Source organism: Streptomyces sp. SM18 (assembly GCF_002910775.2).
Classification (GTDB): Bacteria; Actinomycetota; Actinomycetes; order Streptomycetales; family Streptomycetaceae; genus Streptomyces; species Streptomyces halstedii.
The window spans coordinates 1,667,195-1,689,080 of record NZ_CP029342.1 but is presented as its reverse complement, the minus strand read 5'-3'; the positions used below and the strand labels follow the sequence as shown (position 1 = coordinate 1,689,080).

Sequence of the window (21,886 nt, the reverse complement as noted above, 5' to 3'; positions counted from 1 at the left end):
CTTCACCCCGCGCTGCCGCGTACCGCCGGCGCGAGGGTTTCGCCTGCCTCTGACCGGAGTGAGCCATGTCCGTCTCCACCGCTGCCGTCGACCCGTCCCTTTGTGCCCCTCTGCCCGTTCTGGGAGCTGATGTCACCGTTCCGCTGGTCACCGGCGGAGAGGTCACCTACGCCGCCCTGGACTACGCGGCGAGCGCCCCGGCGCTCCGGCGGGTGTGGGACGACGTGGCCGCCTACGCCCCGTACTACGGCAGTGTGCACCGGGGCGCCGGGTACCTCTCGCAGCTCTCCACCGACCTGTTCGAGAGCAGCCGGGCCGCGGTCGCGGAGTTCCTCGGGTGCCGGGAGGGCGACCAGGTCGTCTTCACCCGCTCGACCACCGACTCCCTCAACCTGCTGGCGGCCGTACTGCCCGCCGACTGCCGGGTGTTCGTGTTCGAGACCGAGCACCACGCCTCGCTGCTGCCCTGGGGCGACTCCCGGGTGACCTGCCTCGACGCCCCGCGCACCCCGGCGCAGGCCGTGGCCACGCTGGAGCGGGCGCTGGCCGACCGGGAGCCCTACGGGCCGGCGCTGGTCTGCGTGACCGGCGCGTCCAACGTCACCGGGGAGCTGTGGCCGGTACGGGAACTGGCCGCCGCCGCGCACGCGCACGGGGCGCGGATCGTCCTGGACGCCGCGCAGCTCGCGCCCCACCACCCGGTGGACATCACGGAACTGGACGTCGACTGGGTCGCGTTCTCCGGACACAAGCTGTACGCGCCCTTCGGCTCCGGTGTCCTCGCGGGCCGGTCCGACTGGCTGCTGGAGGCGGAGCCCTATCTCGCGGGCGGCGGCGCCTCCCGCTCGGTCATCCGGCGCCCCGACGGCGGGGTGGACGTCCAGTGGCACACCACCGCGGCCCGGCACGAGGCCGGATCGCCCAACGTGATCGGGGTGTACGCCATCGCCTCCGCCTGCCGGGCGCTGACCGAGGCCGGCTTCCCCGCCCTGGTCGCCCGGGAACGCGCGCTGGTGGACCGGGTCCGCGCCGGACTGGCCGAGGTCCCCGAGGTCCGGGTGCTCTCGCTGTTCGGTGACGACGCCCCGAGGGTCGGCGTCCTCTCCTTCGTGGTGGAGGGCTGGAACAGCTCGCACTTCGCCGCCGCGCTCTCGGCGGAGTACGGGATCGGGGTGCGCGACGGACTGTTCTGCGCCCACCCGCTGGTGCGCACCCTGCTGGGCGGCGAGCCGCTGGAGCCGGGGGAGTGCGGGGCGCCGGAGGCCGGGCCGGGGGAGAAGTCCCTCAACGCGATCCGGGTGAGCTTCGGCGCGGGCACGCCCGACGAGCACATCGACCGGTTCCTGGGGGCGGTCCGGGAGCTGGTGGGGGACGGGGCCCGCTGGACCTACCGCACCGAGGACGGCCGCTGCGTCCCGGACCGGGGGGCGGCACAGGTCTGACCGGCCGGGCCGTCAGGGGCGGCGGGCCCCGGACGGCCCCCGCCGGGGCCGACGATCACAGGACGGCCCTCAGGCGTCCAGGCCGATGGCGAAGGCGGCTTCGAGGTCGTGCTGCGAGTACGTGCGGAAGGCGACGTGGGTGTCCGTGGCCTCCACGCCCTCGATCTTGCTGATCCGGCCGGGGATGACGTCGGCCAGGTCGTCGTGCCTGGCCACCCGGACCATGGCGATCAGGTCGTAGGTGCCGGTGACCGAGAAGACTTCGCTCACGCTGTCCAGCGCGGCGATGGCCTCGGCGATCTCGGGAATCCGGTTCACGCTGGTCTTGATGAGCACGATCGCGGTGATCACGGCTGGCTTTCTCCCTCGGTGGCCGTGGCTGGAGCCTTCACCCTAACCCCACCCCGGTAGCGCCCCCAGGCGTAGAGGAACCCGGCCGCGAAGCCCGCCACATGGGCCAGGTAGGCCACGCCCGGACCACTGCCCGCGTCCCGTGCCGCCAGCCACTGGAGGACGAACCAGAAGACGAGCACGATCCAGGCGGGGAAGCGCAGCGGCAGGAAGAACAGGAACGGGAAGAGGCTGGTCACCCGGGCCCGGGGGAAGAGGTAGAGGAACGCGCCGAGCACCGCGGAGATGGCTCCCGACGCGCCGACCAGGGTCTGGTCCGAACCGGCGTGCGCGACCGCGTAGGACACCAGCGCGAAGTAGCCGCAGAAGAGGTAGAAGAAGAGGAACTCGGCGCGGCCCATGCGCTCCTCGGTCATCGCGCCGAACACGTACAGGAAGAGCAGGTTGCCCAGCAGGTGCAGCCAGCTGCCGTGGACGAAGAGCGCGGTCAGCGGGGTGAGTACGGCGTGCGCGGAGCCGTCCAGCAGCTCGGCGGGGATCACGCCCCACCGCTCGAAGTACCCGGCCTGCGCGGCGAGCAGGGCGTCGGCCGGACCGTAGGACGGGTTGAAGCCGGAGAGCGGGCTGACCAGGAAGACCGCGCCGCACAGCGCGATGAGCCCGTACGTCACCGGCGCGCCGCCCGCCGCGGCCGCCGCCCCGATGTCCCTGACCCGCCGCCGCCAGCGGGCCGCCCGTCCGTCGATCACCCCCAGAGCATGACGCACCGGGGGAGAGCGGGACAGGCCGCCTCGCCGTGTCGGCGGGTGCCGCCCAGGCCGTAGGGTTACCGCACGACATTCGCAGTTCGACGGCGCACCGCGAGACGGAACCTGGGCACGCACGAGGCTCGGCGGACGACGAAAGAGGACGCAACGATGACGACGGTTCCCCAGCCGACCCACGCCACCCGCTGGCGCTGCACGCTCTGCGGCAACCTCACCCGCTTCGACGTGACGCGGTCCTCCAAGGTCGTGGAGTACGTGCATCTCGACCTGGCCGGGGAGTCGAGTGTCGAGGAGCGCGAGGTGGTCAGTGAGACCATCGAGTCGGTGCGGTGCCGTTGGTGCAACGCGGTGGACCAGATCGAGCTGGTCGACCGGCCGGGCTCCGACTCCTGACAGGGCCGTCGGGACAGACACTTTGGGGTGATGGATGGTGGAGCAGCCGGCAGGCGGCGCCGAACCGGCCGATGAGGCCGACGGCGACGCGGAGTCGCTCGACCGCCCGCTGCCCGAGGGTGTGCGCCGCAAGGTCGTCGCCCTGGTCTCGGACGCCTTCGGCGGGCTGACCGTCGGTGAACTGCCCGCGCAGCTCAGACAGTACGCCCGTTTCACCCCGACCCGCCGGGCCAGGTTCGCCGGCAACGCGATGGCCGCCGCGCTGGAGAGCGATCCGGCGTTCCGGCGGCGCGTCGGCGAGCGCGTCGGCCGGAGCCATCCGGAGCTGGCCGAGGCGCTGACGTCCGGCGCGCCGCCCGCCGCGGCCGACCCGGTGGACGTGGCCGCGGTGGCCTACGTGCTGCGGCCGGACGGCTGGGTCAAGCTGGTGGCCGCGGTGGGCGAGGAGGTCCAGCGCGCCGACGCCGAACGCGCGGACGAGGAGAGCCGGCGCGAGCTGGCCAGGCTGCGCGAGGAGCTCGGCCAGGCCCGCGAGCGGACCAGGGCCGAGACCGAGGGGCTGCGCGCGGAGCTGGAGGCGAGGCGCAAGGAGTCCGACTCCCTCCAGCGCAAGCTGCGCAGCGCCCTCAGCGAGGTGAAGCGCGGCGAGGCGGCCCTGCGCAAAGAGAGCGCGCGGGCCGACGCCGCGCGGGCCGCGGCCGCCGCCCAGGTCTCCGCCGCCGAGAGCGAGTCCCGGCGGCTCAAGGCCCGTCTCGCCGAGGCGGAGGCCGCGGTCGAGGCGAGCCGCCGGGCCGCCAGGGAAGGGCGCTCGGTCGAGGACATGCGGCTGCGGCTGCTGCTGGACACCGTGCTCGACGCCGCCCAGGGGCTCCGGCGCGAACTGGCCCTGCCCCCCTCCTCGATCCGCCCGGCGGACGGTGTGGACGCGGTGGAGCCGGGCCGGATGTCCCCGAAGGACATCGCCGCCAGGGCCCTTTCGGAGACCGATCCGGCGCTGCTGGACCAACTGCTCGCCCTGCCGCAGGCCCATCTGATCGTGGACGGCTACAACGTCACCAAGACCGGCTATCCCCAGATGCCCCTGGAGAAGCAGAGACTGCGGCTGCTGGGCGGCCTCTCGGTGCTCGCGGCCCGTACCGGCGCCGAGATGACCTGTGTCTTCGACGGCGCGGAACTGGCGGCTCCGGTGCTGCTCGCCCCGCCGCGCGGGGTACGCGTCCTGTTCAGCAAGGCCGGGGTCACCGCCGACGAGCTGATCAGGCAGCTGGCGCGCGCCGAACCCCCGGGCAGGCCCGTCGTGGTGGTCTCCACCGACCGTGAGGTGGCCGACGGGGTGGCGAAGGCCGGGGCGCGTCCGGTCGCGTCCGCCTTGCTCCTGAAGCGCCTTTCGCGCGTCTAGTTCCCCTTGGGTGGCATGGGCGGCTTGCCGGTATTCAGGGAACGTACCGTCAAGTCGTGGCTACACGCGGTGCGGTGAAAGTAAAGAAGTGCCTGGTGTGACGAGTTTTTTCCTGTGAGGATTTGAACTGATCACAAGATGGTCACTAGGGTCAGGCCTCGAACCTTCGCACGGTTGATCACCCACCCGGGGTGACAGCGAAGGAACCGCCGCGTCCGTGACATGCACGGAGCCGGGGATCCGCTCTCCCCCACAGCCCGGTAGGCGGCTCGAGGAAGAAGGAGCTCGCCTTCGTGGCGTCCCACCGTCGTCCCAAGCAGCCGAGCCGCATGCGCGTGACCGTGCTCACCGCGACCGCAGCCGCAGCCGTCGCCCTGTCCTCCCAGGCCGCTCAGGCCGACCCCAAGCCGACCAAGGAAGAGGTCAAGGCGAAGGTCGACAAGCTCTACCACGAGGCCGAGGCCGCCACCGAGAAGTACAACGGCGCCAAGGAGCAGCAGGACAAGCTCAAGAAGGAGGTCGACGCCCTCCAGGACAAGGCCGCCCGCAGCCAGGAGGAGCTCAACAACCTCCGCGGTGAACTGGGTTCGCTCGCCACGGCGCAGTACCGCTCCGGAGGCCTCGACCCGTCGGTCCAGCTGCTGCTCTCCTCGGACCCGGACACCTTCCTCGACCAGGCCTCCGCGCTCGACCAGCTGACGGCCAAGCAGGCCGAGTCGCTGCAGAAGATCCAGGCCAAGCAGCGTGCCCTCGCGCAGCAGCGCAAGGAGGCGCAGAGCAAGCTCGGTGACCTCGCCGACGTCCGCAAGACGCTGGGCGAGAACAAGAAGAAGTACCAGGGCAAGCTGGCCGACGCCCGTGCGCTGCTCAACACCCTCACGGCTGCCGAGCGCGCCAAGATGGAGGAGCAGGACAAGCGGGCCAGCCGTGCCGCCAGCGAGCGGGTGGACCTGGGCAACGAGGCGCCCGCGTCCGGTCGCGGCGCCGCCGCCCTCGCCGCCGCCGCCACGCAGATCGGCAAGCCGTACGCCTCCGGGCAGTCCGGCCCCTACTCGTACGACTGCTCGGGTCTGACCCAGTGGGCGTTCGGCCAGGCCGGTGTCCAGATCAGCCGTACCACGTACACGCAGGTCAACGACGGTGTGCGGATCGGCCGCAGCGCCCTGCAGCCGGGCGACCTGGTCTTCTTCAGCAACACCACGCACGTCGGTATCTACGCCGGCAACAACCAGGTCCTGCACGCCCCGTACCCGGGCAAGAACGTCCGTTACGAGGCGATGCAGTACCTCGGCTCCTTCCAGTTCGGCGTGCGCATCTGACACCCGAACGGGCGAATCGCCGCTCCCTTCGTTGACGCCCGCCCCGCCGGAGACCACAGGTCACCGGCGGGGCGCCGGTGTTTTCGCGCCCCGTACGCTCCGGTGGGCCCTTTGGCCGGGGTGTAGCCGCCCGGTTACTGTCTGCGCTGCCGTGCAGCTCCCGGTCGTCGGTCCGCCCGCCCAGGGCGGCAAGGGGCTGCGCACATCTGCGTCCAGCGGAAGGGAGTGCGGCCACCCGTGGTCTCGCATCGCCGCCCCACCCGTCCCGGCTCCGGCCGGGGCGTCCGGGCCACCGTCCTGGCGGCCGCCGCCGCCACCGCGGCGGCCGCACTCGGCGCCGCCCCCGCCGCCGCCGGCCCGCAGGACGGCCGGGCCGGTGCGAAGGCGGAGGTCGACCGGCTGTACGGGGAGGCGGAAGCGGCCACTGAGCGGTACAACGCGGCCCGCGAGAACACCCGCCGGCTGCGCGCCGAGGTGGACCGGGCCCAGGACCGGGCGGCCCGCACCCAGGAGGGCGTCAACCGGATGCGGGACACCCTGGGGGCGATGGCCGGCGCCCAGTACCGTTCCGGTGCCGTCGACCCGTCCGTGCAACTGCTGCTCTCCTCGGACCCGGACAGCTATCTGGAGCGGGCCGCCTTCCTGGACCGGGAGGGCGAACGCCGCGCCGCGCTCCTGAGCAGGCTCCGGGGCGCGGCCCGGACGATCGCCCGGACCCGTGCCGAGGCCGGACGGGCCCTCGCCGGGCTGGAGCGCGACCGGGAGGCCGTCGCCCGCCACAAGCGCACCGTCGAGGACAGGCTCGCCCGCGCCCGGCGCCTGCTGGCCTCGCTGCCCGCCGAGGACCGCACGGCCCTGGAGCACACGGCGTCCGACGCCCCGTCCGCGCCCGGCACCGGCTCCCCCCGGGCCACGGCCGCCCTGAACGCCGCCCGGCAGGCCCTGGGCCGCCCCTATGTGTGGGGCGCCAACGGCCCCGCCGCGTTCGACTGCTCCGGACTGACCCAGTGGGCGTACGCCCAGGCCGGGGTGAGCCTGCCCAGGACCTCCCAGGAGCAGCGCCACGCGGGCCGCGTGGTGCCGCTCTCCCAGGCCCGGCCCGGCGACCTGGTCGCCTACCGTGCCGACGCGAGCCACATCGCGATGTACGCCGGAAACGGGCAGGTCATCCACGCCCCCCACCCCGGAGCCCCGGTGCGCTACGACCCCGTCGGCATGCTGCCCGTCTCCTCGGTCACCCGCGTCTGACCGTACGATCGGCTGGATGGCTGTACGGACGCAGGACGCGCGGCGGGAGCGTACCCGCAGACGGCACACGGCGGGCGCCGTGCTCGCCGGGCTGCTGCTGGCCTCCGCCTGCGCCGCCCCGCAGGAGACCGCCACCGGCCTCACCGCCCAGGAGGTCGGCGCCACCCTGGACCGGCGGGCCGCCGCCGTGCTGGCCCACGACACCGAGGGGTACCTGGCGGCGACCGACCCCGGGGCCACCGCGTTCCGCGAGGCCCAGCGCACCGAGCTCGGCAACCTCGCCGACGTGCCCCTGGAGTCCTGGACGTACCGGGTGAAGGGCGTGACCCGCGAGGGCGCGGACCGGGCCACCGCGGACGTGGAGCTGCGCTACCGCGTCAAGGGGTACGACGACGCCCCGATGTCCTCGGCCCGCACGGTGGAACTGGTCCGCCACGGCGAGGGCGGCCCCTGGTACATAGCCGCCGACCGGGCCGGAAAGGACGCCCCCGAGCAGCTCTGGCAGCAGGGCGACGTCGAGGTGGTGCGCGGCGCGCGCAGCCTCGTCCTGGGCGTCGGGCGCCGCACCGCGGAGCTGCGCCGGATCGCGGACACCGTCGACCGGGCGGTCCCGGCCGTCGACGAGTCCTGGCCGGTGCCCTGGGCGGGCCGGGTGGTGGTGCTCGTCCCCGAGTCCGTCGAGGACATGGCCGGGCTGCTCGACCGGCCCGCGGCGAGCTACCGGGGGATAGCGGCCGTGACCACCGGCGCGGTCGGCGGCACCGGCCGCCGGCCCGCGGACCGGGTGATCGTCAACCCGCAGGCGTACGGCATGCTCGGGGAGTTCGGGCAGCGGGTGGTCCTCACCCACGAGACCACCCACGTCGCGACCCGGTCCGACACCACCGCCGCCACCCCCGTCTGGCTCTCCGAGGGCTTCGCCGACCGGACCGCCTACCGGCAGGAGCCCCGCACCGCCCGTGAGCTCGCCCCCGAACTGGCCGCCGCGGTCCGGCGCGGCGAACTGCCCGCCCGGCTGCCCACGGACGAGGACTTCGGCTTCGAGGGCGACCCGGAGAAGCTCGCGCGGGCGTACGAGGGCGGCTGGCTGGCCTGCGAGATGATCGCCGAGGAATGGGGCGACCAGGACCTGATCGCCTTCTACCGGGCCGTGGGAGGCGCCTCGGACCGGGACGGGGCGGTGGAACACGCCCTGCAGAGCGTGCTGGGCACCACCCCGGAGGACTTCACGGCGCGCTGGCGGGAGTATCTGCGCGACCGGCTGGGCTGACCTCCGGCGCCGCCGCGCCCGCCCGGCCGGGCACGGCGGCCCGCCACAGCCGCCACCCGGCGGCCGCCGTCGCCACCAGCAGCAGACCGTTGCGTACGGCCATCAGGGCCACCCCCTGGACGTCCCCGGCCACGACGTGCGCGAAGCCCAGCGGGAACTCCAGCACGGTCACCCCCGTCGCCACCAGCACCAGCCACGCGGGCAGCACCATCCGGCTGCCCCGGAACACCAGGCACACCGCGGCGAGACCGACCAGCCACACCATGTACTGGGGGCTGACGACCCGGCTGGTGGCGGTGAACAGCAGCACCGCCGTGAACGCCGCGTCCGCCGGGGTGTGCGCCGCGAACGTCCGGGCCCGCAGCCGCCACAGCAGCAGCCAGCCGAACGCGAGGACACTCAGCCACAGTGCCAGGCTGCTCACCAGCGCGACCTGCGGGCCGGTGAACTCCATGGATCCGTACCGCAGTTCGATCCCGCCCTGCCAGCCGGACCGCCGCGCCAGGTGGAAGAAGAGGGCCGCCGGCGCCTCGATCTCCAGGCCCCGGTCCCGCTGGAACGCCAGGAACGCCCAGGCGCCCGGCATCGCCACCGCCGCCAGCAGCGCCATCGCCCCGGCACCCACCGCCGCCGCCGACCAGGCGCGCCGGGTCGTCCGGCCCTTGGCGGTGCCCACCAGCAGCAGCACCGGCCACACCTTCAGCAGCGCCCCGAAGGCCGCCAGCGCCCCCATCACCCGTGGATGACGCACCCCGGCCAGCACCGCCGCGACCGCCACGGCCGTCACCATCAGGTCGTACCGGGCGTACACGGTCGGGCCCAGCAGCGGCACCCCCGCCACCCAGACCCACGCGCCGGCCGTACGGGTCCCGGGGCGCCCGGCGGCGTACAGCAGCAGCCCCAGCACCAGCGCGTCGCAGAGCAGCACCAGGACGAAGAAGGCCGAGGCGTACTCCAGGAACGGCAGCAGCGCCGGTGAGGCGACGGCGAGCGCCGCGGCGGGCGGGTACTGCCAGGTGACGTCGTCCAGCGGGTACGTGCCGGAGCGGAACACCTCGTACCAGCCCTGGTAGATCACCGAGACGTCGACCGTGACGTCCGGTCCCGGCAGCGTGAACACCTTGAACACACAGAGCAGCAGCACCGCCCGGGTGAGCGCCCACACGGCCGGGGCCATGACCCGGCCGCCCGCTCCTGTCCTGACCGTCATGCACGCCATCATGCGGGACCGCCCCGCGCGGGAGCCGTCAGGCAGGGCCGTGCGGGCGCCCGGTACTGTCGGCGGCGATGGACAAGACCCTGATCGTGACCAACGACTTCCCGCCCCGCCCCGGCGGCATCCAGGCCTTCCTGCACAACATGGCGCTGCGGCTGGACCCGGACCGGCTCGTCGTGTACGCCTCCACCTGGAAGCGCGGCGCCGAGGGCGTCCGGGCCACCGCCGAGTTCGACGCCGAGCAGCCGTTCACCGTCGTCCGCGACCGCACCACGATGCTGCTGCCCACCCCGGCGGTCACCCGGCGGGCGGTCCGGCTGCTGCGCGCACACGACTGCGGCTCCGTGTGGTTCGGCGCGGCGGCCCCGCTCGGGCTGATGGCACCCGCGCTGCGCCGGGCCGGGGCGGGCCGGATCGTGGCGACCACCCACGGGCACGAGGCCGGCTGGGCCCAGCTGCCCGCCGCCCGGCAGGCGCTGCGCCGGATCGGCGAGGGCACCGACACCCTCACCTACCTCGGCGAGTACACCCGCTCCCGGATCGCCGCCGCGCTCACCCCGGCCGCCGCGGACCGGATGGTCCAGCTGCCGCCCGGGGTGGACGAGAAGACCTTCCACCCGGCCTCCGGCGGCGACCTGGTCCGGGCACGGCTCGGCCTCACGGACCGGCCCGTCGTGGTGTGCGTGTCGCGGCTCGTCCCGCGCAAGGGCCAGGACACCCTGATCCTCGCCATGCCGGCGATCCTGGCGCGGGAGCCGGAGACGGTCCTGCTGATCGTCGGCGGCGGACCGTACGCGGGGCGGCTGAGGAAGCTGGCGGCCGAGACGGGCGTCCAGGACTCGGTGCGCTTCACCGGACCGGTGCCCTGGGAGGAGCTGCCCGCGCACTACGGGGCGGGTGACGTCTTCGCCATGCCCTGCCGTACCCGGCGCGGCGGACTCGACGTGGAGGGCCTCGGCATCGTGTACCTGGAGGCGTCCGCGACCGGGCTCCCGGTGGTGGCGGGCGATTCCGGGGGTGCCCCGGACGCGGTGCTCGACGGTGAGACCGGGTGGGTGGTGCGCGGCGGATCGGCCGAGGAGACCGCCGACCGGATCACCACGCTGCTCGGCGACCCGGCGCTGCGGCGGCGGATGGGGGAGCGGGGGCGCGACTGGGTCGAGGAGAAGTGGCGCTGGGACCTGCTCGCGGAGAGGCTCCGGACGCTGCTGTGAGCGGGGCCGGGCTCCGGGCCGTGGTGTGAGCCGGGCCGGGCTCCGGGTCCCGCCGGTCGTGGGGCCGGGCTCCGTGCCCGGGCTCCGCTGTGAACGGGACCCGGGGCGGGCCGGGTACGCGAAGGGGTCCGCACGGTGCCGTGCGGACCCCTCGACGCCTCCGGGCCCCCGGTCACGGACCGGGGTGCCGTTCCCTCAGGACCGGTAGATCGACTCGACCTCGTCCGCGAAGTCCTTCGCGACCACGTTGCGCTTCAGTTTCAGCGACGGTGTGATGTGCCCCGCCTCCTCGGTGAACTGGGTGGCCAGGACACGGAACTTGCGGACCGACTCCGCCTTGGACACCGCCGCGTTGCCGTCGTCCACCGCCCGCTGCACCTCGGCCAGCAGCCCGGCGTCCTCACGCAGCGACAGGGCCGTCGAACCGGCGGGCCTGCCGTTCTCCTCGGCCCACCGGGAGAGGAACTCCTCGTCCAGCGTGATCAGCGCGCCGACGAACGGCCGCCCGTCGCCGACCACCATGCACTCGGCGACCAGGGCGTGCCCGCGGATGCGGTCCTCGATGACCGCGGGGGCGACGTTCTTGCCGCCCGCGGTGACGATGATCTCCTTCTTCCGGCCGGTGATCGCCAGATAGCCGTCCTCGTCCAGCGTCCCGATGTCACCCGTGTGGAACCAGCCGTCGGCCAGCGCCTCGGCGGTCGCCGCCTCGTTCTGCCAGTACCCGGTGAACAGGTGCTCGCCGTGCAGCAGGACCTCGCCGTCGTCGGCGATCCGCACGACCGAGCCGGGGAGCGGCTGGCCGACCGTACCGATCTTCTGCCGGTCCCACGGGTTGAAGGCCGTGGCGGCGCAGCTCTCCGTGAGGCCGTAGCCCTCCAGCACGGTGAAGCCGATGCCGCGGAAGAAGTGGCCGAGCCGCTCGCCGAGCGGGGCGCCGCCGGAGATCGCGTACTCGCCGCGGCCGCCGAGCACCGCCCGCAGCTTGCCGAAGACGAGCTTGTCGAAGACCTTGTGCCTGATCCGCAGCCCGAGCGAGGGCCCCCGGGCGGTGCCCAGGGCCCGGCTGTAGGCGATCGCCGTGTCGGAGGCCCGGTCGAAGATCTTCCCCTTGCCGTCGGCCTGCGCCTTGGCCCGCGCCGCGTTGTAGACCTTCTCGAAGACCCGGGGCACCCCGAGGATCAGCGTCGGCCGGAAGGAGGCCAGTTCGTCGGTGAGGTTCTTGATGTCCGGCACGCAGCCGAGCCGGATCGGCGCCATCACCGAGGCCACCTCGACCAGCCGCCCGAAGACGTGCGCCGTGGGCAGGAAGAGCAGGACGGAGCACTCGCCGGTACGGAAGAGCGGCTTCAGCCGTTCGACCACGTTGCCGCACTCGGCGAAGAAGCTGCGGTGGGTCAGCACACAGCCCTTGGGGCGCCCGGTGGTGCCGGAGGTGTAGACGAGGGTCGCCGGGTCGTCCGCCTTGGCGCTCCGGGTCCGCAGCCCCAGGGTCTCGTCGGAGACCCCCGCGCCGTCCTCGGTGAGCCGGGCGACCGCGTCCGCGTCGATCTGCCACACATGGCGCAGGGCGGGCAGCCGGTCGCGTACCGCCGCGACGGTCCCGGCGTGCGCGTCGCCCTCCACGATCACCGCGACCGCGCCGGAGTCCCCGAGGATCCACTGCACCTGCTCGGGGGAACTGGTCTCGTAGACCGGTACGGTGACCCCGCCCGCGCTCCAGATCGCGAAGTCCAGCAGCACCCACTCGAACCGGGTGCGGGACATCAGCGCGACCCGGTCACCGGGCTCGACACCCGCCGCGATCAGGCCCTTCGCGGCGTCGGAGACCTCGGCGAGGAAGCGGGTGGCGGTGACGTCGGTCCAGGCGCCGGCGACCTTGCGGCTCATCACCGCGACATCGGGATGCTGAGCGGCGTTGCGGCGGATGAGATCCGTCAGGTTGCCGTCCGTGGGGACCTCGTACAGGGCCGGAAGGCTGAACTCGCGCAAGACTGCTGCTCCTCATCGGGCTCCGGTTCCACGGCTCTGTGTGACGCACCGGACGCGGTCCAAGACTGGCAGGTGCTCAGCGGGGTGAGCACGACTGGACTGCCCGGACGTTACCCACCGGTAGACGGTTCCGGATAGGGGGTCCGGGCCATATGTCTTATGCATCACACATATCCGTGGTCCTGGGGCGCACAGTAGTGCACCCGCCTCACCGTCCGGAAGTAACCGCAGGTCCGGCGGCCTCTACCGGGCGTGGGCGCGGGGACCTAGGGTGAGCCCATGCGAGGCAGCGGACCGCAGGGTCGAGACGCGGGCACCACCCGGGGCACACGCGTACACGTGGTGAGCGACGTACACGGCAACGCGGAGGCGCTGGCACGCGCCGGGGACGGCGCGGACGCCCTGGTCTGCCTCGGTGACCTCGTGCTCTTCCTCGACTACGCCGACCACTCCCGGGGCATCTTCCCCGACCTGTTCGGCGAGGCCGCCGCCGACCGCATCGTCGAACTGCGCACCGCCCGGCGCTTCGACGAGGCGCGCGCCTTCGGCCGCGGGCTCTGGGCCGGCCTGGACCGCGACGCCGCCGTCCTGGGCGCCGTACGCGCGCAGTACGCCGAGATGTTCGCCGTTCTGCCCACCCCGACGTACGCCACCTACGGCAACGTGGACGTGCCCACGCTCTGGCCGGAGTACGCCGGGAGCGGTACGACGGTGCTGGACGGGGAGCGGGCCGAGATCGGCGGCCGGGTCTTCGGCTTCGTCGGCGGCGGCCTGAAGACCCCGATGAACACGCCGTACGAGATCGCTGACGAGGAGTACGCCGCCAAGGTCGAGGCGCTCGGCCAGGTGGACGTCCTGTGCTCGCACATCCCGCCCGAGGTGCCCGAGCTGACGTACGACACGGTCGCCCGCCGCTTCGAGCGCGGCAGCCGCGCCCTGCTCGACGCCATCCACCGCACCCGCCCCGCGTACGCGCTGTTCGGCCACGTCCACCAGCCCCTGGCACGCCGGATGCGGATCGGCGCCACCGAATGCGTCAACGTCGGCCACTTCGCCGCCACCGGCCGCCCCTGGGTCATGGAGTGGTGAACCACCCGGCCCGCGGCGGGGACCGGGCCGTGGGCGGGACGGGCGCGGGCACGCGATAGCCTGCACACGGCAGGTCACTGCCGAACGCGACCGGTACACCGCACTGGAGGGCCACGGCGATGGCTGAACACACCAGCTCGAGCATCACGATCGAGGCGGCACCGGCCGACGTCATGCACGTGATCGCCGACTTCGCCCGCTACCCGGAGTGGACCGGCGAGGTGAAGGAGGCCGAGATCCTGGCCACCGACGACCTCGGCCGCGCCGAGCAGGTCCGCCTCGTGCTGGACGCCGGGGCGATCAAGGACGACCACGTCCTCGCCTACACCTGGAACAGCCCGTACGAAGTGGACTGGACCCTCGTCAAGTCCCAGATGCTGCGCGCCCTCGACGGCAGCTACGCGCTGGCACCGCTCGGCGACGGCGACCGCACCCAGGTCACCTACCGGCTCGCCGTGGACGTCAAGATCCCGCTGCTCGGCATGATCAAGCGCAAGGCCGAGAAGGTCATCATCGACCGCGCCCTGGCCGGTCTGAAGAAGCGCGTCGAGTCCGTCTCCCAGGGCTGACCGCGATGCGCACGGTCCTCGTCACGGGTCCCGGCGGCTCCGGCCGTACGACGCTCGCCGCCGCGAGCGCCCTGGCCGCCGCCCGCGAAGGCCGGCGCACACTCCTGGTCACCACCGATCCGGTCCCCGGGCTCACCGGCTCCCCGGCCGGTGCCGCACCGGCCGTGACCGCCGACGGTCTGCACCACGTCCGCACCGACTCCGCAGGGCACTTCCGCGCCGAGCTGACCGCGCTCCAGGACCGGGCGTCCGGGGTGCTCGACCTCCTCGGCGCCAACCGCATGGACGGCGAGGAGCTCACCGAACTGCCGGGCAGCCACCAGCTCGCCCTCCTGCACACCCTGCACCGGGCGGCCGCGGGCGACTGGTCCGAGGACCGTTACGACGTCCTCGTCGTGGATCTCCCCCCGCTGGCCGACGCCCTCGCCCTGCTGGCCCTCCCCGGCCAGCTGCGCCGCTATCTGCGCCGCCTCCTGCCCCCCGAACGCCAGGCCGCCCGCGCGCTGCGCCCGATGCTCGCCCAGATCGCCGGCGTCCCCATGCCCGCGCAGTGGCTGTACGAGGCCGCCGCCCGCAAGGACACCGAACTCGCCGCGGTCGAGCGCCTGCTCGGGGACCGCGCGACCACCCTGCGGCTGGTCGCCGAACCCGGCCCCGCCGCCGAGGACGCCCTCGGCCGCGCCCGCACCGGGATAGCCCTGCACGGACTGCGCGTGGACACCCTGGTGGCCAACCGGGTGCTGCCGCGGCACTCGTCCGACCCCTGGTTCGCGGACCTCGCGGCCCGGCAGGACAAGTGCCTGGACCTCTGGCGTGAGGGCCCCGAGGCGCTGACCGAGGTCCCCCACCTGGGGCGCGACCCCCGCACCGCCGAAGACCTCGCCCCGCTCGGCGCCCACTGCGTACCCGACGAGCGGACACCGGGGCCCGCCCCCGACCCCTGGTGGACCGAGGACACCCGGGACGAGCCCGGCGGCGACGCCCTGCTGACCTGGTGCCTGCCGCTGCCCGGCGCCGTCAAGGAGGAGCTGCGCCTCGTCCGGCGCGGCGACGAACTCCTCCTCACGGCGGGGGAGTTCCACCGCACCCTGCGCCTGGAGTCCGCACTGCGCCGGTGCACCGTCGCCGGGGCCGCCCTGACCGACGGGGTGCTGCGTGTCCGGTTCGCCCCGGACCCCGAGCTCTGGCCGCGCGCACGGTGAACACCGCACCGCCGTTCGGGTACCGTCGGTAGGAGTGGCCCGCACGGCCACGTCGCAGGCAACCGCGTCGCAGGAGTCCACCATGAGTGAAGCCACCGATCGTCCCGCCGACGACGACGCGTGGGCACAGGCCTGCGCCGAGGACCTGGAGGCGGAGAAGGCCCGCCGGAAGGCCGCGTACGGGCCGCCGCCCGGGTCGGCCGCCGAGGAGCTGCGCAAGCTGTTCGACGCCGTCGCGGACAAGGTCTCCGCCCTCCAGTCGCCGCTGCTCGGCGCCGCCGCCCAGGGCACCGTCCAGCAGGTGATCCGGCAGGCCAGATCCGCCGTGGGACCGGTCATCGAGCGCAACCCGGACGTCTTCGACCACCTCGCCGCCGCGGGCAACGAGCTGCTCGCCGCCTACCGCTCCGCCGTCGAGGGCCAGGAGGCCCGCTGGACCCAGGGCACCGACGGCGCCTCCGGCACGGCCCCGGGCGCGGCCGAGGGAGCCGAGGACACCGGTCCCGGCGGTCCGGGACCGGCCGGCAAGGCGGCCGACGACCCCTCCGACCCGCGTCACGAGGGCCCCCGCGGCGGCGGGCACATCGACCTGGACTGACCCACGGCCGGAAATACCCGTCCCCGGCTCGGGTACGGTTGGCCCTAGCGGGGCTCGACCGAAACTGAGGGATTCATGGGACTCACCATCGGCGTCGATATCGGCGGCACGAAGATCGCGGCTGGAGTGGTCGACGAAGAGGGCCAGATCCTCTCGACGTTCAAGGTATCGACCCCGCCGACCGCCGAAGGCATCGTCGACGCGATCAGCTCGGCCGTGGCCGGAGCGAGCGAGGGGCACGACATCGAGGCCGTCGGCATCGGCGCGGCCGGATACGTCGACGACAAGCGCGCCACCGTGCTCTTCGCCCCGAACATCAACTGGCGGCACGAGCCGCTCAAGGACAAGGTCGAACAGCGCACCGGCCTCCCCGTCGTCGTCGAGAATGACGCCAACGCGGCCGCCTGGGGCGAATACCGCTTCGGCGCCGGGCAGGGACACGACGACGTCATCTGCATCACGCTCGGCACCGGTCTGGGCGGCGGCGTCATCATCGGGAACAAACTGCGCCGGGGACGCTTCGGCGTAGCGGCGGAATTCGGCCATGTCCGGGTGGTCCCGGACGGGCTGCTGTGCGGCTGCGGCAGCCAGGGCTGCTGGGAGCAGTACGCCTCCGGGCGGGCCCTCGTCCGGTACGCCAGGCAGCGCGCCAACGCCACACCGGAGAACGCCACCATCCTGCTGTCGCTCGGGGACGGCACGGTGGACGGCATCGAGGGCAAGCACATCAGCGAGGCCGCCCGGCAGGGCTGCCCCGTCGCCGTCGACTCCTTCCGTGAACTGGCCCGCTGGGCCGGGGCCGGACTGGCCGACCTCGCCTCGCTCTTCGACCCGTCGGCGTTCATCGTCGGCGGCGGTGTGTCCGACGAGGGCGAGCTGGTCCTCGACCCGATCCGCAAGTCGTTCCGGCGCTGGCTGATCGGCGGCGAGTGGCGTCCGCACGCCCAGGTCCTCGCCGCGCAACTGGGCGGCAAGGCCGGCCTGGTGGGCGCGGCCGACCTGGCCCGCCAGGGCTGACACCGCCCACGCCACCTCCGACGCCCGTCGCGCCCTCCCGGGGAGCGGCGGGCGTCCGGCATATCGTGCACCGCATGGACACCCCGCCGAGCGTGCTGCCCGAGTCCCGTACCGAGCCGGACGGTTCGGCCGTCGTCCGGGTGCTCAGCTACAACGTCCGCTCGCTGCGCGACGACACCGAGGCGCTGGCGCGGGTCGTCCGCGCCTGTGCGCCGGACCTGGTGTGCGTCCAGGAGGCCCCGCGCTTCTTCCGGTGGCGCAAGGCGGCTGCCCGGCTCGCGGCCATGACCGACCTGGTCATGCTCTCGGGCGGTGCGACCGCGGCCGGGCCGATGCTGCTCTGCTCGCTGCGCGCGACGGTCGAGCGCACCGAGGACGTCCTGCTGCCCCGCACCCCGGGGCTGCACCGGCGCGGGCTGGCCACCGCCGTCGTACGCCTGGCCGGGGCACGGCTCGGCGTGGTGAGCTGCCACCTGAGCCTGGAGCGGGAGGAACGGCGGGCCCAGGCCGGAACGCTGCTGGACCGGCTGGACGCCCTGGACGTGCCGCACGCGGTGGTGGGCGGCGACCTCAACGACGTACCGGAGGGGGCGGCCTTCCGGCGGCTGGCCGGGCGGCTCCAGGACGGCCGGACGGTACGGCCCTGGGGCGGGGGACCCACGTTCCCCTCCCGGGAACCGGTCAGGCGGATCGACGCGGTGTTCGCGACGGGTGGGATCGAGGTGCTCGGCTGCGGTGTGCCGGACGCGCTGCCCGGCGTCACCGCCGCCGACCTGGGGGCGGCCACGGACCATCTGCCCGTGCTGGCCGCCCTGCGGATTCCGGCGGGGGACTGACCGGGCGCCCGGCCCGGTCCGCCGCAGCCTCAGCGACCGGTCCCGGCCCGGTCCGCCGGGGCCTCGGCGATCGCCCGACCGGTCCCGGCCCGTCACCGGTCGGACAAGACCACCGGTCGGACGGCACCACCGGTCAGACGACCGCGCCGCGTCCGGGGTCGTCGTCCTCCTCCTCGTCGTGCGGCATGCGCGCCACCAGCGTGACGAAGCCGCCCAGGAACCCGCCGATGCTCAGCGTGGTGAGCCACCACGTCATCTCCCAGCGCATCAGCACTGCGAGCAGCATCAGCACCGGACCGCCGATCACCGCCAGCCACGCGAACTTCGCCGTGGCGTCGGACTCCGGCAGCGGCGGCGGCTCGGGCGGGACGAAGTGCCCCTCCTCGCCGTCGTCCGGATCGTCGATGTCGCCGTCCTGCGGCTCCGCCACCTGGTAGTCGCGCGGACCGGCGACCCCCGGGGCGAACACGATCGAACTGCCCAGCGGCTTCTTCTCCGGCGGCCCGCCGGTCTTGCCGCCGTCCCCCTTGTCCGGGGCGCCGGCCGGATCCGGCTTCGCGTCCGGCAAGGTGTTCAGCTGGTCGTTCACCAGCCGCGCCATGTCCTCCACCGACTTGAACGGCTTGGCGCCCGGCGGGTCCGGCGGTTCCTCGCCGTACCCGGCGACGATCGCCTCCCAGGCCGCCGTCTCGTCCAGGGGCGCGGCCTCCTCCACCCCCTCCGGGACGGCCGTCCCCTCCGTGGGGCGCGGTTCGCGCTCCTCGTCGCCGCCCGCGAGTTCCGCGTCGTGCTCAGCCACCGGACGTACCCCCCTTCTTGCCGACGCCGGGTGCGAGGCGGCCGATGAACCGGTAGGCCTCGCCGAAGATCCGCTCCGCGTCATGGTCCAACGTCGCGACGTGGTAACTCTGTTCCAGCAGGATCTCCTCGACGTCCGTCGAGGACACCCGGCTCAGGATCCGCGCCGAGTCGGCCGGCGGCACGACGTGGTCCTGAGGACTGTGCAGCAGCACCAACGGCTGGGTGACCTGAGGAAGATCGGCGTCCACCAGCCGCAGGAAAGACCGCAGCGAGTGCGCGGCGTGCAGCGGCACCCGGTCGTAGCCCAGCTCCTTGGAACCCTCCCGCGCGATGTCGTTGGCCAGCCCCTTCGTCGTCCGCACCAGGTGCCGGGCGACCGGCAGCGCGTACGCCGACAGGCCGTGCACCTTGTTCGCCGGGTTGACCAGCACCAGGCCGGTGACGGTGTCCCCGTGCTTCGCGGCCAGACGCAGGGCCAGCGCACCGCCCATGGAGAGGCCGAAGACGAAGACCTGGGCGCACCGGTCCCGCAACTCCCGCAGCTCCCGGTCCACCTGCGCGTACCAGTCCTGCCAGCCGGTGACCGCCATGTCCTGCCAGCACGTGCCGTGGCCGGGCAGCAGCGGCAGGGACACGGTCAGGCCGCGCTCCGCCAGGTGGTCGGCCCAGGGGCGCATCGACTGGGGTGAACCGGTGAATCCGTGACAGAGAAGGACGCCGACCTCTCCGCCCTCGTGGCGGAACGGCTCGGCTCCGGGGAGGACCGGCACCGGGGGTCTCCTGTTCGTGAGCGTGGCGGGGTGTGCGGGAGGTGTGCGGGAGGAGTGCGAAAGGATGACCTCACCGTACGCGACCGGGCCGACACCGACCAGGGCCGTCGTCACCGGGCAGGCGGCGACCCCGTCGGCGCCGCCGCCCGGAGGACCGGACACCGCACGGCCGTCCCGGAACGCGGCACACCGCCCCGAACGGGGCAGGAGGCAAGGAGACCACAGGCTAAGGTCTGACCGACAGCAACCAGGAGGCACCCGAGTTGATCTACGGCGCGATGAAGTTCTCCATCGGCGGGTCCCTGAAGCTTGCCTTCCGGCCGTGGGTGGAGGGCCTGGAGAACATCCCCGCGCGGGGACCGGCGATCCTCGCGAGCAACCATCTGTCCTTCTCCGACTCCTTCTTCCTGCCCGCCGTCCTCGACCGCAAGGTGACCTTCATCGCCAAGGCCGAGTACTTCACCGCCCCCGGCGTGAAGGGCAAGCTGACCGCGGCCTTCTTCAAGGGCGTCGGCCAGCTCCCGGTGGACCGCTCCGGCGGCCGCGGCGCGGGGGAGGCCGCCATCAAGGCCGGGATACAGGTCGTGGAGAGCGGCGGGCTCTTCGGCATCTACCCGGAGGGCACCCGGTCGCCCGACGGCCGGCTCTACCGGGGCAAGCCCGGCGGTCTGGCCCGGGTGGCCCTCGCCACCGGCGCCCCGGTCATCCCGGTCGCGATGATCGACACGGAGAAGATCCAGCCGCCCGGCCAGGTGATGCCCCGGCTGATGCGTCCGGGCATCCGCATCGGCAAACCCCTCGACTTCACCCGCTACCAGGGCATGGACGGCGACCGGTTCATCCTGCGGTCGGTGACCGACGAGGTGATGTACGAGATCATGAAGCTCTCCGGCCAGGAGTACGTGGACATCTACGCGACCGCGGCCAAGCGGCAGATCGCCGACGAGGCGAAGCGGGTCGCCGACGAGGCGAAGCGGAAGGCCGACGAGGCGAAGGCGGGGACGGAGCGGCCCGGCGGGTGACCGCACCGGCCGGACTCCGGGAGGGGGCGGGGGAGGACATGACCAGGGGCGAACGGGTCGTGCGGATGTCGGTCGAGCAGCCGCTGTGGCAGGCCCTGACCGCGTACCGCGTGCTGACGCTGGTCTACGCGGTCCTGCTGGCGTGCCTGCGCCGCGACCAGTACGAACGCCCTTGGGTGGCCGTCGCCTTCCTCGCCGTCCTGGCCGTGTGGACGCTCGCCACCCTGCCCCGGGTGGCCAACGCGGCGAGCTGCACCAAGCGTTTCCTCGGCGTCGATCTCACGGTGGCCCTCACCGGCATACTCCTCACCCCGCTCGCCGACTTCCAGGCCCAGCAGGAGGACGGCTCCACCCTGCCGTCGATCTGGACGGCGGGCGCGGTCCTGGCCTTCGCGCTGAAGGGCGGCTGGCGGTGGGCGGCCTTCGCCTCCACCCTCGTCGCCGCCGCCAACATCGTCGAACGCGGCGAGCCCTCCCGGGACACGATCCACAACGTCCTGCTGGTCTGGGTGGCGTCCATAGCGATCGGCTACGTCGTCGAGGTCGCCCGCGCCAGTGAACGCACCCTGGCCCGCGCCCTGGAGATCGAGGCGGCCACCCGCGAACGCGAACGCCTGGCCCGCGACATCCACGACAGCGTCCTCCAGGTCCTGGCGATGGTGCAGCGGCGCGGCACCGCGCTCGGCGGTGAGGCCGCCGAGCTGGGCCGGATGGCGGGGGAGCAGGAGATCGCCCTGCGCACCCTGGTCTCCAGCGGCCTGGTGCCCGCCCGCCGGGCCTCCGAGGACCCCGCCGAGGGCGCCGTCGTCCGTGGACCGGACCCCGGCGACGCGGATGCCCCGGAGGCCGCCGAGGCCGATCTGCGCACCCTGCTCGCCCCGCACGCCGGAGCCCGCGTCAGCTTCGCCGAACCCGGAGCGCCGGTGGTGCTGGCCGCGGGGGCGGCACGGGAACTCGCCGCCGCGGTCAGCGCGGCCCTGGACAACGTCCGGGCCCACGCCGGAAGCGGCGCCCAGGCGTGGATCCTGGTGGAGGACGAGCCGGACGAGGTGATCGTCACGGTCCGGGACGACGGACCGGGCATCCCGGAGGGCAGGCTGGACCAGGCGGAAGGGGAGGGGCGGCTCGGCGTCGCCCTGTCCATCCGCGGCCGGCTGCGCGACCTGGGCGGCACGGCGGAACTGATCTCGGTACCCGGCCAGGGCACCGAGGTCGAACTGAAGGTACCGAAGGCTTCACGGGGGAAGGCAGGGACGACCCGATGACCACACCGACGACACCGCCCACACCGGCAACACCGCCCACACCAGGCGCCCCGAGCACACCGCACCCGCGGGAGTCCACCGCGCCGCGGTCCGCGGAGCGTCCCGT

21 protein-coding genes are annotated in these 21,886 nt (G+C 73.7%); 15 read left to right on the top strand and 6 right to left on the bottom strand.

Annotated features, from left to right (window positions below; genetic code table 11):
• Positions 1-65: 65 nt before the first annotated feature.
• Positions 66-1,442 (top strand): aminotransferase class V-fold PLP-dependent enzyme, encoded by a 1,377-nt coding sequence (locus B9S64_RS07495; protein WP_103492241.1) that lies wholly within the window; start codon positions 66-68, stop codon positions 1,440-1,442.
• 69 nt (positions 1,443-1,511) lie between these two features.
• Here the strand turns inward: B9S64_RS07495 and B9S64_RS07490 are convergent, their stop codons facing one another.
• Both B9S64_RS07490 and B9S64_RS07485 read right to left on the bottom strand, forming a co-directional pair.
• Positions 1,512-1,793, bottom strand: a complete 282-nt coding sequence (locus B9S64_RS07490) for an Lrp/AsnC family transcriptional regulator (protein WP_028440126.1) — start codon at positions 1,791-1,793, stop codon at positions 1,512-1,514.
• Complete coding sequence (locus B9S64_RS07485) at positions 1,790-2,542, bottom strand: rhomboid family intramembrane serine protease (protein WP_103492240.1); 753 nt, start codon at positions 2,540-2,542, stop codon at positions 1,790-1,792. Before B9S64_RS07485 ends, B9S64_RS07490 begins: the two co-directional genes overlap by 4 nt.
• 168 nt (positions 2,543-2,710) lie before the next feature.
• Between B9S64_RS07485 and B9S64_RS07480 the strand changes: the two genes are divergently transcribed.
• From B9S64_RS07480 to B9S64_RS07460, 5 genes are all read left to right on the top strand, one after another.
• Positions 2,711-2,953: a hypothetical protein gene (locus tag B9S64_RS07480; protein WP_028440128.1), complete on the top strand. Its 243-nt coding sequence runs from the start codon at positions 2,711-2,713 to the stop codon at positions 2,951-2,953.
• Between the two features lie 37 nt (positions 2,954-2,990).
• Positions 2,991-4,352 (top strand): NYN domain-containing protein, encoded by a 1,362-nt coding sequence (locus B9S64_RS07475; protein ID WP_372454102.1) that lies wholly within the window; start codon positions 2,991-2,993, stop codon positions 4,350-4,352.
• A 293-nt stretch (positions 4,353-4,645) separates the two neighbouring features.
• Complete coding sequence (locus tag B9S64_RS07470; RefSeq protein WP_103488646.1) at positions 4,646-5,671, top strand: NlpC/P60 family protein; 1,026 nt, start codon at positions 4,646-4,648, stop codon at positions 5,669-5,671.
• Positions 5,672-5,908: 237 nt separating this feature from the next.
• On the top strand, positions 5,909-6,919 hold the full coding sequence (locus B9S64_RS07465; RefSeq protein ID WP_109492003.1) for a C40 family peptidase: 1,011 nt from the start codon (positions 5,909-5,911) through the stop codon (positions 6,917-6,919).
• A 16-nt stretch (positions 6,920-6,935) separates the two neighbouring features.
• A complete protein-coding gene (locus tag B9S64_RS07460) occupies positions 6,936-8,189 on the top strand; it encodes a hypothetical protein (protein WP_181387622.1) in 1,254 nt (417 codons plus the stop codon).
• On the opposite strand, the gene B9S64_RS07455 is transcribed toward B9S64_RS07460, so the two are convergent.
• Positions 8,146-9,399 carry a glycosyltransferase 87 family protein gene (locus B9S64_RS07455; protein ID WP_258317538.1) on the bottom strand — a complete coding sequence of 418 codons (1,254 nt, stop codon included), beginning with the start codon at positions 9,397-9,399 and terminating at the stop codon, positions 8,146-8,148. The genes B9S64_RS07460 and B9S64_RS07455 overlap by 44 nt on opposite strands.
• 77 nt (positions 9,400-9,476) lie before the next feature.
• Between B9S64_RS07455 and B9S64_RS07450 the strand changes: the two genes are divergently transcribed.
• Positions 9,477-10,619, top strand: a complete 1,143-nt coding sequence (locus tag B9S64_RS07450; RefSeq protein WP_103491771.1) for a glycosyltransferase family 4 protein — start codon at positions 9,477-9,479, stop codon at positions 10,617-10,619.
• A 195-nt stretch (positions 10,620-10,814) separates the two neighbouring features.
• Here B9S64_RS07450 and B9S64_RS07445 read toward each other — a convergent pair whose 3' ends face one another.
• Positions 10,815-12,611: a long-chain fatty acid--CoA ligase gene (locus B9S64_RS07445; protein WP_103491772.1), complete on the bottom strand. Its 1,797-nt coding sequence runs from the start codon at positions 12,609-12,611 to the stop codon at positions 10,815-10,817.
• Positions 12,612-12,890: 279 nt separating this feature from the next.
• Between B9S64_RS07445 and B9S64_RS07440 the strand changes: the two genes are divergently transcribed.
• From B9S64_RS07440 to B9S64_RS07415, 6 genes are all read left to right on the top strand, one after another.
• A complete protein-coding gene (locus tag B9S64_RS07440) occupies positions 12,891-13,700 on the top strand; it encodes a metallophosphoesterase (protein ID WP_181012325.1) in 810 nt (269 codons plus the stop codon).
• Between the two features lie 119 nt (positions 13,701-13,819).
• Positions 13,820-14,269 (top strand): SRPBCC family protein, encoded by a 450-nt coding sequence (locus tag B9S64_RS07435; RefSeq protein WP_103491774.1) that lies wholly within the window; start codon positions 13,820-13,822, stop codon positions 14,267-14,269.
• Between the two features lie 5 nt (positions 14,270-14,274).
• Positions 14,275-15,471 (top strand): ArsA family ATPase, encoded by a 1,197-nt coding sequence (locus B9S64_RS07430; protein ID WP_103491775.1) that lies wholly within the window; start codon positions 14,275-14,277, stop codon positions 15,469-15,471.
• An 82-nt stretch (positions 15,472-15,553) separates the two neighbouring features.
• Entirely contained in the window at positions 15,554-16,069 is a 516-nt protein-coding gene (locus B9S64_RS07425; protein WP_103491776.1) for a DUF5304 domain-containing protein, read from the top strand.
• Positions 16,070-16,144: 75 nt separating this feature from the next.
• Positions 16,145-17,086 (top strand): ROK family glucokinase, encoded by a 942-nt coding sequence (locus B9S64_RS07420; protein ID WP_103491777.1) that lies wholly within the window; start codon positions 16,145-16,147, stop codon positions 17,084-17,086.
• Positions 17,087-17,160: 74 nt separating this feature from the next.
• On the top strand, positions 17,161-17,922 hold the full coding sequence (locus tag B9S64_RS07415; protein WP_103491778.1) for an endonuclease/exonuclease/phosphatase family protein: 762 nt from the start codon (positions 17,161-17,163) through the stop codon (positions 17,920-17,922).
• Between the two features lie 133 nt (positions 17,923-18,055).
• Here the strand turns inward: B9S64_RS07415 and B9S64_RS07410 are convergent, their stop codons facing one another.
• Both B9S64_RS07410 and B9S64_RS07405 read right to left on the bottom strand, forming a co-directional pair.
• Positions 18,056-18,721: a hypothetical protein gene (locus B9S64_RS07410; RefSeq protein WP_103491779.1), complete on the bottom strand. Its 666-nt coding sequence runs from the start codon at positions 18,719-18,721 to the stop codon at positions 18,056-18,058.
• A complete protein-coding gene (locus tag B9S64_RS07405; protein WP_103491794.1) occupies positions 18,714-19,493 on the bottom strand; it encodes a carboxylesterase in 780 nt (259 codons plus the stop codon). Before B9S64_RS07405 ends, B9S64_RS07410 begins: the two co-directional genes overlap by 8 nt.
• A gap of 263 nt (positions 19,494-19,756) precedes the next feature.
• Here B9S64_RS07405 and B9S64_RS07400 point away from each other — a divergent pair, with 263 nt between their 5' ends.
• Together B9S64_RS07400 and macS are read left to right on the top strand one after the other, a co-directional pair.
• Positions 19,757-20,515: a 1-acyl-sn-glycerol-3-phosphate acyltransferase gene (locus B9S64_RS07400; protein ID WP_093530163.1), complete on the top strand. Its 759-nt coding sequence runs from the start codon at positions 19,757-19,759 to the stop codon at positions 20,513-20,515.
• Between the two features lie 38 nt (positions 20,516-20,553).
• Positions 20,554-21,780 (top strand): MacS family sensor histidine kinase, encoded by a 1,227-nt coding sequence (gene macS / locus B9S64_RS07395; protein WP_103491795.1) that lies wholly within the window; start codon positions 20,554-20,556, stop codon positions 21,778-21,780.
• Positions 21,781-21,886 lie beyond the last annotated feature (106 nt).